This window comes from Cupriavidus sp. 21MJTG02-4 (assembly GCF_057798975.1).
On sequence record NZ_JBYOJP010000003.1, the window covers coordinates 1 to 12422 of the forward strand.

The 12422-nt window shown below is 63.6% G+C and carries 11 protein-coding genes and 1 pseudogene; 3 read left to right on the forward strand and 9 right to left on the reverse strand.

Annotation, left to right across the window (positions count from 1 at the left end):
- The 7 genes and pseudogenes from AC3FKH_RS06290 to catA all read right to left on the reverse strand — a co-directional run.
- Nucleotides 1-126: pseudogene (locus AC3FKH_RS06290) on the reverse strand (muconate cycloisomerase); the annotation flags it as partial.
- 37 nt (nt 127-163) lie between these two features.
- Nucleotides 164-1546, reverse strand: a complete 1383-nt coding sequence (locus AC3FKH_RS06295) for an MFS transporter (protein WP_488673881.1) — start codon at nt 1544-1546, stop codon at nt 164-166.
- An 82-nt stretch (nt 1547-1628) separates the two neighbouring features.
- Nucleotides 1629-2405, reverse strand: a complete 777-nt coding sequence (benD, locus tag AC3FKH_RS06300; protein ID WP_488673883.1) for a benzoate diol dehydrogenase BenD — start codon at nt 2403-2405, stop codon at nt 1629-1631.
- Nucleotides 2402-3424: a benzoate 1,2-dioxygenase electron transfer component BenC gene (gene benC / locus AC3FKH_RS06305; RefSeq protein WP_488673884.1), complete on the reverse strand. Its 1023-nt coding sequence runs from the start codon at nt 3422-3424 to the stop codon at nt 2402-2404. The genes benD and benC overlap by 4 nt, the downstream gene beginning before the upstream one ends.
- A 37-nt stretch (nt 3425-3461) precedes the next feature.
- Nucleotides 3462-3950 carry a benzoate 1,2-dioxygenase small subunit gene (gene benB, locus AC3FKH_RS06310; RefSeq protein ID WP_488673886.1) on the reverse strand — a complete coding sequence of 163 codons (489 nt, stop codon included), beginning with the start codon at nt 3948-3950 and terminating at the stop codon, nt 3462-3464.
- Nucleotides 3947-5305, reverse strand: a complete 1359-nt coding sequence (locus tag AC3FKH_RS06315) for an SRPBCC family protein (protein ID WP_488673888.1) — start codon at nt 5303-5305, stop codon at nt 3947-3949. The genes benB and AC3FKH_RS06315 overlap by 4 nt, the downstream gene beginning before the upstream one ends.
- Nucleotides 5306-5408: 103 nt before the next feature.
- Complete coding sequence (gene catA, locus AC3FKH_RS06320) at nt 5409-6344, reverse strand: catechol 1,2-dioxygenase (protein WP_488673890.1); 936 nt, start codon at nt 6342-6344, stop codon at nt 5409-5411.
- A 173-nt stretch (nt 6345-6517) separates the two neighbouring features.
- On the opposite strand from catA, the gene AC3FKH_RS06325 reads away from it, so the two are divergent.
- Both AC3FKH_RS06325 and AC3FKH_RS06330 read left to right on the forward strand, forming a co-directional pair.
- Nucleotides 6518-7438, forward strand: coding sequence for a LysR family transcriptional regulator (locus AC3FKH_RS06325; protein WP_488673892.1), 921 nt, complete (start codon nt 6518-6520; stop codon nt 7436-7438).
- A gap of 91 nt (nt 7439-7529) precedes the next feature.
- On the forward strand, nt 7530-8051 hold the full coding sequence (locus AC3FKH_RS06330; protein ID WP_488673893.1) for a DsbA family protein: 522 nt from the start codon (nt 7530-7532) through the stop codon (nt 8049-8051).
- An 81-nt stretch (nt 8052-8132) separates the two neighbouring features.
- On the opposite strand, the gene AC3FKH_RS06335 is transcribed toward AC3FKH_RS06330, so the two are convergent.
- Together AC3FKH_RS06335 and AC3FKH_RS06340 are read right to left on the reverse strand one after the other, a co-directional pair.
- On the reverse strand, nt 8133-9533 hold the full coding sequence (locus AC3FKH_RS06335) for a dihydrolipoyl dehydrogenase (RefSeq protein WP_488673895.1): 1401 nt from the start codon (nt 9531-9533) through the stop codon (nt 8133-8135).
- Between the two features lie 140 nt (nt 9534-9673).
- Nucleotides 9674-10405 (reverse strand): glutathione peroxidase, encoded by a 732-nt coding sequence (locus AC3FKH_RS06340; protein ID WP_488673897.1) that lies wholly within the window; start codon nt 10403-10405, stop codon nt 9674-9676.
- A gap of 251 nt (nt 10406-10656) precedes the next feature.
- On the opposite strand from AC3FKH_RS06340, the gene AC3FKH_RS06345 reads away from it, so the two are divergent.
- Complete coding sequence (locus tag AC3FKH_RS06345; protein WP_488673899.1) at nt 10657-12408, forward strand: dipeptidase; 1752 nt, start codon at nt 10657-10659, stop codon at nt 12406-12408.
- Nucleotides 12409-12422 lie beyond the last annotated feature (14 nt).

The window sequence follows — 12422 nt, forward strand, 5'->3', positions numbered from 1 at the left end:
GTCGCTGCAGCGCAGCCGCACGATCACCAGCGTCTGCTGCTGCATGGTGGCCATGGCCAGTTGATGGGCCCGGATGGTGGGCAGGTCGACCAGGATGGCTTCGACCGAGGTAATCGTGGCTGTCATAGCTTCTCGATGCTGTGGATGTATGGGTTGGACGACGTCATGAGCTGCGCTGCTGGACGCGCGCAACGATGGTCCGGTCATCCGTTGGGGCCTGGACCGCCTTGCCTTCGATGACCGACGCCGAGCGCTGGTGGTCGATCAGCAGGACAGCCAGCACGGCGATGACCGCAGGCACGGCCATGGCCGCGAAGTTCTGCTGCAGTGGCAGGGAAAGGCTGACCAGCACGCCGATGACAATCGGCGCGAGGATAGCGCCGCTTCGGCCGACACCGGAGGCCCAGCCAATGCCCGTGCCCCGCACCGTCGCCGGATAGAACTGCCCGGCATAGGCGTAGGTCACGATTTGCGTGCCGATGGTGGAGGCTCCAGCCAGCGCGACCACGAAGAACAAGGCCCCGGTCGGCATCCTGAAACCAAGCAGCGTGATGGAGACCGCAGCCAGCGCGTACATGCCGACCAGCACGTATTTGATATTGAACCTGTCTGCAAGCCAACCGCCGCCGATGGCGCCGGCCATCGCGCCAAAGTTCAACACCAGCACGAAAGTCAATGCGGAGCCGAGGCTATAGCCTGCGCCCGCCATGAGCTTGGTGAGCCACGAGCTCAAGGCATAGACCATGAACAGGCACATGAAGAAGGCAATCCACAGCATCACGGTGCTGAAGCCGCGCCCGTCACGGAACAGCATGCTGATGGGAGCGCTGGTCCCTTTCTCGGCCTGCGGCAAGTCGAACCGGTCCGTGGCCTGTGCGCGGTAAGCGGGGAACATCCTGACCAGCACGGCCTTCAGCGTGTCCAGGCGATTCCGCTGGATCAGGAACGGCAATGACTCCGGCATCAGCTTCAGCACGGCGGGGATGATGAGCACGGGCGCGCTGGCGGCCAGGAACACCGATTGCCAGCCGTACGTCTCGATCAGCGACTTGCCCATCAATGCGGCCAGCATCCCGCCCACGGAATAGCCGCTGAACATGAGCGTGACCATCGTGCCGCGGATCTTGCGCGGCGAAAACTCGGTCATCTGGGCGACGACGTTGGGCATCACGCCGCCGATGCCGAGTCCGGCAAAGAAGCGTGTCACGCTGAACGAGACCGGATCATGCGTCATGCCCGCCGCCGCCGTAAAGACGCTGAACAGCGCGATGCAGATGGCAATGGCCTTGGGCCGGCCAATGCGGTCGGCAACGGTGCCCATGATTACCGCGCCGAACATCATGCCGAACAGGGCCGAACTGACCATGAAGCCTGCACGGGTCGCGTCGACGCCCATGTCCTTCATGATCGAGGGCAGCGCAATGCCCACCACGGCAAGGTCGTAGCCGTCAAAGATGATGATGAGCGCGCACCAGAACAGCAGGCCTGCATGGAATCTGTTGAAGCGCGCGTCGTCCGCTAGCTTGTGGACGTCAATGTGTCGCATGTTTTGTCTCCGTGGTCGTTTTTTGGATGGCCGCGGCGGCCAGGCTGAATGCAGCCGGCCGCGCCTGCTTCTTTTATGAGCTTTAGCCGTTGTCGCCGCCTGCAACCGGCAGCACCGCGCCTGTGATGTAGCCGGCTTCGTCCGAGGCAAGGAAGAGAATCGGCGCGATCTGTTCGTCTAGCGTGCCGTAGCGCTTGAAGAAGGTCGACTCGGCAACCTGCGTCACCGCCTCGCGCATCCATGCCTTCTCTTGCTCGCTGTCTCCCGCTGCGTTGCGCGGCACGCGCCGCGGCGGCGCCTCGGTCCCGCCGGGCGCTGCGGCGACCACCCGGATGTTGTGCTCGCCATACTCCATGGCCAGCGACTGGGTCATCGCATTGACGCCGCCTTTGGCCGCCGAGTACGGCACGCGTCGGATGCCGCGCGTGGCATTCGAGGAAATATTCACGATGGTTCCGCCTCCCCGCGCCAGCATGTGCGGAAGGACCGCGTGGCAGGCGTACAGCGTAGGCATGAGCGAGCGGCGGATTTCCGCGTCGATCTGCGCCGGCTCGAACTCGGCAAACGGCCGCATCCGGATGGCACCGCCCACGCCGTTGACCAGGACGTCGATGCGGCCAAATTTCTCCACCGCAAAGGCCATCGTGGCGGCCGCGCCTTCATAGGTCTCCATGTCGGCAATGAAGCCGGCGGTGTCGGCCCCGACCGCTTCAGCAGCGACCTCGCGGACGAATTCGGCGCGATCGACGAACAGGACGCTGGCGCCTTCCGCCGCGGCGCGCAGCGCAACGCCACGGCCGATACCCTGTGCCGCGCCGGTGACGACCATCACCTTGCCTTCGAATCGGCGGGCGTTCATGCGATCACCGGAACGGCGTTGGGCGTGAACTTCTCGTAGTGGAAGCTGTTGGGCTTCACGCCGTTGTCATCGAAATGCTTGCGCACCGCGTCGACCATCGGCGGCGGACCGCACAGGTACACGTCGACATCCCCATCGTTCAGGCATTCAGCCGGCATATGCTGGGTGACCCAGCCCTTGCGCGGATGGCTCGATTCCGCTTCGGCGACCACGGTGCTGAACGTGAAGTTCGGCAGCTTCGCGACGTAGGCCTCGATCGCATCGACCTGGACCAGGTCGAGGTCCCGCGTCACGCCGTAGATGAGATGCACCTTCTGCTGCGAGTTCGCCCGCACCAGCACTTCCAGCATCGACAGGAACGGCGCCAGGCCCGTGCCGCCCGCGAGGAACAGCAAGGGACGCTCCACGGCCCGAAGGTAGAAGCTGCCCAGCGGGCCGGTCAGCTGCACCTTGTGTCCCGGCTGCGCCGATTGGAGCCAGGTGCTCATCACGCCGCCGGAAATCTTCTTGATCAGGAAGCTGATCTTCGAGGCACCCGGCGCGGACGAGAACGAATACGAGCGGTGCGCCCCGCTGCCGGGAACGTCGATGTTCACATACTGGCCGGCGAGGAAGACCGGGGGAATGCTGTCCACGTCCAGTTCAAGCACTACGGCCGCATCGTTGTGCTGCTCGACCTTGGTGACCGTCGCGGCAAACTTGCTTTGTTCGGTCTTGCACACCGTTGACGACGCCGGCACGGCGATGACGCAGTCGCTCTGCGGCACCATCTGGCACGTCAGCACGAGACCGCTGGCTTTCTCGTCGTCGTTCAGCGCATCCTCGATGTAGTCGTCGCCGAGATCGTAGCTGCCGCTCTCGGCGCGGCACTTGCAGGTGCCGCACACGCCGTCGGAGCAGTCCATCGGCAGGTTGATCTTGGCGCGAAACGCGGCGTCGAGGACCTTCTCGCCGGCCTTGCATTCGACAAAGCGGGTGACGCCGTCTTCAAAATTCAGCGCGATGTTGTAGCTGGACATGTTGCCTCCTGCGTCCGTTTCATTCCAACCCGTGGCCTCAGACGTGGTAGACGTCGAGCACCTGGCGGATGTAGTCATTCTTGAGCGCGATCTTCTTGCTCGAAATCAGCAAGCGGTCGCCCACCTTGCGGAAGGTGAGATAGACCGTTCCAAAGTACTGGTCTGTCACCCTGTAGCGATGGCTCAGCGTGTTGAAGTTGTAGCGAATGTCGACTTCGTCCTCGCGCTGCGCCAGCACTTCGACATTGGTGACGTTGTGGCTGGTGCGCGGTTCCGGCATCGACGCGCTGCTGCGCTCGGTCCTGATGCGGAACACCCGGTCTTCCAGGCCGCCGCGGTCCGGGTAGTACATCAGTGAGATCTGGCTTTGCGGGTCCTGGGTAAGCTGGTCATCGTCGTCCCACGCCGGCATCCAGTAGGTGACGTCTTCCGCGTAGCAGGCCAGCCACTCGTCCCACTGGCGGTCATCGAGGAAGCGCGCTTCCTGATAGAGCGTCTGGCAGATGGTTTGGTAGTCGATGTTCATGCCGCCGCCTCCGCCTGTTCCTTGCGCAGGGCTTCGCGCATCACCTGCCTCCAGTATTCGTGTTGCACTACGAAGAGCCCTTCATCTTCACTGCGCTCGCCCGAGATCAGCGGGTTCAAACCCATGCCTTTGGCGTTCTCGTCCGGTCCGTGGACCCACAGCGGTGCGCCACGCGACATGTCGTTCCACATCGTCGTGGTGTTGGCGTAGCCCGCCTGGCACGCGCGGAATTCCTCAAGGTCGTCGCTGGTGCCCATGCCCGTGACGTTGAAGAAGTCCTCGTACTGGCGAATGCGGATGGCGCGGCTTTCGGCGCTTTCGCCCTTCGGCGCGAAGCAGAAGATATTGACTTCGGTCTTGTCGACGCTGATCGGCCGCACCACGCGGATCTGCGTGCTGAACTGGTCCATCAGGAACACGTTCGGATACAGGCACAGGTTGCGTGTCTGGTTGACGATGTAGTTCGCCTTGTCTTCGCCGACACGCGCGGCGATCTCGTCGCGATGCTGATAGACCGGACGGACTTCCGGGTTCATCGTGTTGGTCCACAGCAGGATGTGGCCATGCTCGAAGCCATACACGCCCGCAATCGACTTGCTCCAGCCGTTGGCATCGACGGCCTTGGTGCCTTCGACCTTGCGCCGGCCCATGGTGGCGGCGTAGTTCCAGTGCACGGTGCTGACGTGATACCCGTCGCAGCCGTTTTCCATCTGCATCTTCCAGTTGCCGTCGTAGATGTAGGAAGAGTTGCCGCGCAGCACTTCGAGACCTTCAGGTGCCTGCGATACGATCTGGTCGATGATGACCTTCGTTTCGCCAAGGTAATCCTCGAGCGGCATCACGTCTTCGCTCAGGCTGCCGAACAGGAAGCCGCGGTAGTTCTGGAAGCGCGCCACCTTCTTCAGGTCGTGCGAGCCGTGCTTGTTGAACTGCACCGGATACTCGGTGGTCTTCTCGTCCTTGACCTTCAGCAGCTTGCCGGCATTCGAGAACGTCCAGCCGTGGAACGGACAGGTGAAGCTGCCCTTGTTGCCATGCTTGCGACGGCACAGCATGGCGCCTTTGTGGGCGCAGGCATTGATCACCGCATGCAGTTCGCCGGTCTTGTCACGCGTGATGACGATCGGCTGGCGACCGATCCACGTGGTGTAGTAATCGTTGTTGTTCGGAACCTGGCTTTCGTGCGCCAGGTAGACCCAGTTGCGCTCGAAGATGTGCTTCATCTCGAGTTCGTACAGATCGGCATTCGTAAAGATGTCACGGCGGCAGCGGAAGACGCCATTTTCCTTGTCATCCTGGACGGCATTGCTCAGCAGATCGTCCAGTTGTCGTGCTTTGTCGAGTGTTGCGGACATGAGTCGTCTCCCTATGCAGGCTTCGCGGGGAAGCCCGTGGCATCGGTTTAGATAATTCGAGCGGAGAAGTGGGCGGCCTGCGAGAGAGGCCGCCGGGCGAGGCTTACGCCGTGGCGGCGACGCGCGGGCGATTCACCAGCTGGTTGTCCTTGCCCTGCACCAGCGGAGTCAATGCGATGTTGAACTCGATTTCCTTGTACGCGTCGGCCTTGAGGCCAAGCGCTGCGCCGCCGGTCTTTTCCACCACATGCGGCACGAGTTCTTCACGCGTGGCGTAGGCGAAGTCATCCCAGATCAGCGGGTCGCCTTCGATGTTGATCTGCGTCGTGAGCTTGCGGGTCTTGTCGCTCGTGACGAAGAAGTGGACGTGCGCCGGGCGGTTGCCGTGGCGGGCCATCGCGTCAAGCAGCTGTTGCGTGGCGCCCTGCGGCGGGCAGCCGTAGCCGACGGGCATCAGCGTGCGGAATTCATACTTGCCGTCGGCGCCGGTCTTCACCGCGCCGCGCAGGTTGAAATCGTCTTGCGCGCCGGTCGGGTCAAAGTGCGAGTAGAAGCCCTTCGAATTGGCGTGCCAGCATTCGACCACCGCATCGGCCACGGGCTTGCCGTCCGGTCCGGTCACGGTGCCACGGATGACCAGCGGGCCCGCATCTTCGTCAGCATTGAGATCGATCCGGGAGACGCCGTCACGCACCGGGGCACCGGCCACATACAGCGGTCCTTCAATCGTGCGCGGCGTGCCGCCGTGGATATCGGCTTCGCGGTCCTGGGCATCCATGCGGATGTCGAGATACTTCTCCAGACCCAGGCCAGCGGCCAGCAGGGCCGCCTCGCCATCCTGGCCGAGCTTGTTGAAGTAATTCACGCCGACCCACACTTCGTCGGGGGTCATGTCCAGGTCGTCGATGGCCTTGAACAGGTCGCTCAGCAGACGATGCGTGATCTGCTTGGTACGAGCGTTGCCCTCGTTGCTGCCCAGATTGGCGGCGGCCTTCAGCAGGTCCTGCACTTCCTTCGCGTCGAATACCTTGGCACTCATGTCTGCTCCTAGCTGTCTGTGTTTTTGCTGGGGTTAACCCTCATTTCAGGTCGGTCTTAATCTACCCAGAAGGTATAATTTGCCGCTGAAACCGAGCTTGAATGCAGAATAGAGTCGTAAAACGCGCCAGTCCAACACCGTTTTAGTATCAGGCTATATCCAGGAGGTATTGTATGGAGCTACGGCATCTCCGCTACTTCGTGGCCGTCGCGGAAGAGCGCAACTTCACGCGCGCCGCAAAACGGCTCCATATCGCCCAGCCGCCGCTCAGCCGGCAGATACAGCAGCTCGAAGAGGCGCTCGGGGTACAGCTGTTCGAGCGGAACTCCCGTCCGCTCAAACTCACCGAGACCGGCAAGTTCTTTTATTCGCACGCGGTCCACCTGCTCGCGCAGACCAGCGAGCTGGAATCGATGACGCGGCGCGTGGGCAACATCGAGCGCAGCCTGTCCGTCGGCTTCGTGGGTTCGACGCTCTACGGCATGCTGCCAAAGATCATCCGGCGATTCCGCGACGAAAACAAAGCGGTCGAGCTCAGCCTGCACGAAATGTCGACCATGGACCAGATCCGCGCCTTGAAGGACGGACGCATCGATGTCGGGTTCGGCCGCATCCGGCACGAGGATGCGAATATCCGCCGGGTCATCCTGCGCGAGGAGAAGATGATCGTGGCCCTCCCCGTTGGTCATCCGCTCTCGCTGTCCAAACCGCAGCTCTCGTTGCGGGACCTCATCTACGAAACATTGATCGTGTTCCCGAAGGCGCCGCGGCCCAGCTTTGCGGACCAGGTCCTGTCGGCGTTCCAGGAACGGGCACTGACGCCCCGGCGCATCTATGACGTCCGTGAGTTGCAGATTGCATTGGGGCTGGTCGCGGCGGGAGAAGGGATCTCCGTCGTGCCGAGCAGTGTCTATGGGCTCAAGCGCGACGACGTGAGCTACATGGAACTCGATGACCCGACCCTCACGTCGCCGATCATCATGAGCATGCGCGCGATGGACGAGTCACGCGATATCAGGGAAATGCTCGACCTGATCTATCGGCTCTACGAAGAAGAGCAGATTCCATATGTGCCTCGGACGGACATGGGTTAACGCATGAGCCGCATATCCCACCCACGCCTGAGCCCCGTCTGCGCCTAAACTAAAAAATCCCGGGCCGCCAGCCCACGTACCGGAGCGCCTTATGCCAGACGTCGCCATCACGGCCGCCGACCACGCGGTCGGCCCCGACACCGCCAGGGTTACTGTCGTCGAGTACGGAGATTTCGAGTGCGAGTATTGCCGCATGGCCTACGGCGCCATGAAGATCCTCATGGAGCACTACGGCCCGCAGGTGCGCTTCGTCTATCGCCACTATCCGATGTCGCACTGGCACCCGTCGGCCGAAGCCGCCGCCGAATGCGCGGAGGCCGCCGGCGCGCAGCAGAAGTTCTGGCCGATGTACCGCCTGCTCCATGAAAAGCCGGACGGCCTCAAGCCCGACGCGTTGCGCCACTACGCCGGCATGCTCGGCATGGACCTGGACCGATATGACGAGGACATGACGGCCCACGCGCATCTGCCGCATATCCGCGACGACATGCATGGCGCTGCGCAGTGGCAGGTGCGCGGCACGCCATCATTCTTCGTCAATGGCGTGGTGCAGGACGTAACGTTCGGCATGGAGCGGCTGCAGCATGCTATTGATGCGGCACTGGCCGCATGACCGTGCCGGGCGTCCGCGGCAGCCGCTGCAGCGCTTTCCCGCAAGCGGAACTTCCCGCCGCCCCCGGGGGCAGTGGCCCGCTCAGCCCTCCAGCTTTGCCGCCGCATCGCGCAACGCCGTACGCAGGCCCTCTTCCACCACCGGGTGATAGAACGGCATGCCCAGCATTTGCGCGATGGTCAGGCCCTGCTGATATGACCACGCCAGCAGGTGCGCAATGTTCTCCGCTCGCGGGCCAGTCCATTCGGCGCCCAGGAAGCGGCCCGTCGCCTTGTCGGCATACACGTGCATCAGGCCACGGTTCTTCAGCATGACGCGGCTGCGGCCTTGGTCCTCGAAGCTGACCTCGCCGGTGACGAAGCTGCCTTCGGCCAGGTCGGCAAAGCGCTGGCCGACCATGGCGATCTGCGGGTCCGAGAACACCACCGCAATCGGCGCGCGGCGCGCGAGCGGCTTCACCTGCGGGTACGCGGCAGCGTTCTCGCCAGCGGCCTTGCCTTCATCGGCGGCTTCGTGCAGCAGCGGCAGGATATTGTTGGCATCGCCGGCAATGAACACCGGCGATACGCCGCACTGCAGCGTGGCCGGATCGAACACCGGCACGCCGCGCGCATCGCGTTCCAGGCCCGCGTTTTCCAGGCCCAGGCCGCGCACATTGGGCTCGCGGCCGGTCGCGCACAGCACGTAGTCGAACGTCTCCGTGACGGACTTGCCGTCGCGGTCGGTGTAGGTGATGCGAGCCAGGTCGCCTTCGCGCGCCATGTCCGTGACATCGGCCTCGGTATCGAGGTAGAACTCATTGCGGAAGGTCTCGTTCGCATGGCTGCGGATGACAGGGTCGGTCAGCGGACCGAGCGAGCCGCGCACGCCGAATACCCGGACCCGCACGCCAAGGCGCGACAGTGCCTGGCCAAGCTCCAGGCCGATCACGCCGGGGCCGAACACGACGACGCTGCGCGGCAAGTCTTCCCACGCAAATACATCGTCGTTGACGATCAGGCGGTCGCCGAACACCTTGAACGGCGCCGGCACGACCGGACGCGAACCCGTGGCGATCACCACGCGGCTGGCGCGCACGGTGATGTCGCCCTCGGCGGCAGCAACCTCCAGCGTGGTGTTGTCGATGAAGCGGGCATAGCCACGCAAACGGTCCGCTGCGGGAATGGTTTCCACGCCGCGCTCCACGAAACCGACAAAGCGGTCGCGTTCGCTGCGGACGCGGGCCATGACTTCGCGGCCATCGATGCGGATATTGCCGTCCACGTGCACGCCGAACGGGGCCGTGTGGCGCAGTTCGTGCGCGGCTTCCGCAGCGGCGATCAGCAGCTTGGACGGCATGCAACCCACGCGGGCGCAGGTGGTGCCGTAGGGGCCGCCTTCGATGATCACGGCGCGCTTGCCTGCCGCAATGGCGGCGCGATAGGCGGCGAGGCCGGCGGTGCCTGCTCCGATGACGGCGACGTCGGTCTGGATGGTCTTCATGGCGTGCGGTTCCTTCCCTTCAGGGTTGTTCTTGAAATCGATCAGTCATCAATCGGCGGGCTGGATGGCGCCACGCAGGCAGCGCGGTGCCATCGGGTCCGGCGACTGCCGGACCGCGAAGTGCGGTCGTGATACCGGAGTTACCTGGCCAGGTACTGTTCAAGCGCGGCGGCGCCGCCGACCAGCTTGCCGTTGATGAACACCTGCGGCGCCGTCATTTCACCGGACACGGCGCCCAGCACCTTGCCGCGCACCTTGTTGTCCAGCGGCACTTCGATGTACTCGTAGCCGGCATCCGACAATTGCTGCTTGGCCTTGGCGCAGAACGAGCAGCCGACCTTCGAGAACACGACAACCTGGTCCGGGCGCTTGGCATCGGGGGCGATGTGGTTCAGCATGGTGTCCGCGTCAGACACCTTGAACGGGTCGCCCGGCTCATCCGGCTCGATGAACATCTTTTCGACCACGCCGTCGCGGACCAGCATCGAATAGCGCCAGCTGCGCTTGCCGAAGCCCAGGTCGGTCTTGTCCACCAGCATGCCCATGCCTTCGGTGAACTCGCCATTACCGTCGGGGATCATGGTGATGTTCCCGGATTCCTGGTCCTTGGCCCATTCGTTCATCACGAAGGTGTCGTTGACCGAGACGCACAGGATTTCGTCCACGCCCTGCTTCGCAAACGCCGGCGCCAGTTCGTTGTAGCGCGGCAGGTGGGTCGACGAGCAGGTCGGCGTGAAGGCGCCGGGCAGCGAGAACAGCACGACGGTCTTGCCGTTGAACAGTTCACCGGTGGTGACCGTCTTCCATTCGTTGTCCTGGCGGATACGGAAAGCGACATTGGGAACGCGTTGGCCTTCACGGGATTGCAGCATCGGAATCACTCCTTGGTTTCTGTGGTTTGCTGCGTGCTGCAGCGATGAACCACATTCTGGCGACCGCGATGTGATTTGTACAATTCATCGTTTAAACCAATGCGATTAGTAATGGCTATCGAAACGTGATCAGGCTCCCATTACCGACAGGAAAAAGCGCACATAAAGTCACGCACAATTTTCAACCCATCACCAAAGTGCCCTATCATGCGGCCATCTCCCGATATCCATCGGAATCACCGATAGTCCTGATGCTCCGCCCAGACACCCTGAATGCCGGCCGCCGCCATGGCCGGCTGATCTCCCTGCTTGCGTTATCGCTGGCGCTGGCCTGTCCGGCCGGGGCCGAGACGCTGCGCAAGCCCGCCCTCGACACCCTGATCGCCACCCATAAATCGGGCCCGCCGGCCAGCCTGGAAACTTTCCTGGCGAGCGCGGCCAAGGCAGAGCCGGCCGCGGCGCCGGCCGTGGCCGCCTGGCAGGCCGGGACCCCGCTCAGTGGCGACAACCTTGTCAATATGGGGCGCTTGCTTGGTGTCTATAACCGGCTGCGCAACGAGGCGGCGGTGATCGACGCCCTGGGCAAGATGGTCGCGCTGCGGACCGTGCGCGACGACAAGGTTCCGCCGCACGAGAGTCCCGCCATCATCGAGTTCGGCAAGCTGGTCGAAGGCATGGCGAAGTCCTTCGGCCTGGTCTATCGCAATATCGACAACCGCGTGTTCGAAGTCACGCTGCCTGGCGCGGGCCTGGACACCTTCGGCATCCTGACCCATGCGGATGTCGTGCCGGCGGTCGCCGACGAATGGGTGCTCGACAACGGCACCCGGCTGGATCCGTTCGCCGTCACGCGCGTGGACGGCTACCTGTACGGCCGCGGCACCATCGACGACAAGGGATCGATTGCCGCGGCGCTCTACGCCATGAAGACCGTCAAGGAAAGCGGCCTGCCGCTGGAGCGCAGCGTGCGCCTGATGATCGAGACCACCGAGGAAACCGGTGGCGACGGCATGAAGTATTACCGCGAACGCAACGCGCTGCCCGACTACAACATCGTGCTCGACAGCAAGTACCCGGCCGTGGTGGCAGAGAAGGGTTCCGGCGCGCTGCGCGTCATGTTCCCGGCGCTGCGCACCGACAGCAAGCAGCCGGCCATCGTGTCCATGCGCGGCGCCGCGTCCGCCAACAGCGTGCCCGAGACGGCCGTGGCACGCATCGCCGGCGGCAATCCGGCGACGGTGATGGCGGCGCTCGACGGTGCCCGCGCTGCCTTCCTGCGCAAGACCACGCCGCAGGGCGGCAAGTTCAGCATCGACCTGAAGCGCGATGGCGATGACGTCGAGGTCAAGGTAACGGGCGTGTCGGCCCACGGCTCGCGCCCCGAAGAAGGCGTCAACCCGCTGCCGCGCCTGGCCATGTTCCTGCAGGCCTCCGGCCTGCAGCTCGCCGACAACCAGTACCTGCGGGCCGCGCGCTACATTGCCGACCTGTATGGCCTGGGCTACCTGGGCGAGAAGATGGGGCTGGCCTATCGCGATCCGTTCATGGGCCCGCTGACCATGTCCCCCACCCAGGTGCGCGAGCAAGCCGATTCCGTCGAGGTCATCACCAATGTGCGCATGCCGCGCGGCAGCACGCCCGAGGCGCTGAGCGGCAAGGCCGTGCAGCGCATCTACAAGTGGGCGGCGTCCACGGGTTCGACGGTCGAAATCAAGTATGACCAGGGCAACTGGATGGCCCGCGACCCCAAGGGTGCGTGGCTTTCCACGCTGCTCAATATCTTCGGCGACACCACCGGGCTCGAAGCCAAACCCGTGGCCACCGCCGGCAGCACCACCGCCAAGCTGCTGCCCAATGCCATCAACTTCGGGCCGGCGATGCCGGGCAAGAAATACACTGCCCACAACGCCAAGGAATACAAGGAAGTCGCCGATCTCGACCTGGACCTGCAGATGTTCACCGAGATGATCGTGCGGATCGGAAACCTGGCAAAGATGCAGTAAGGGCGGCAAGGAAA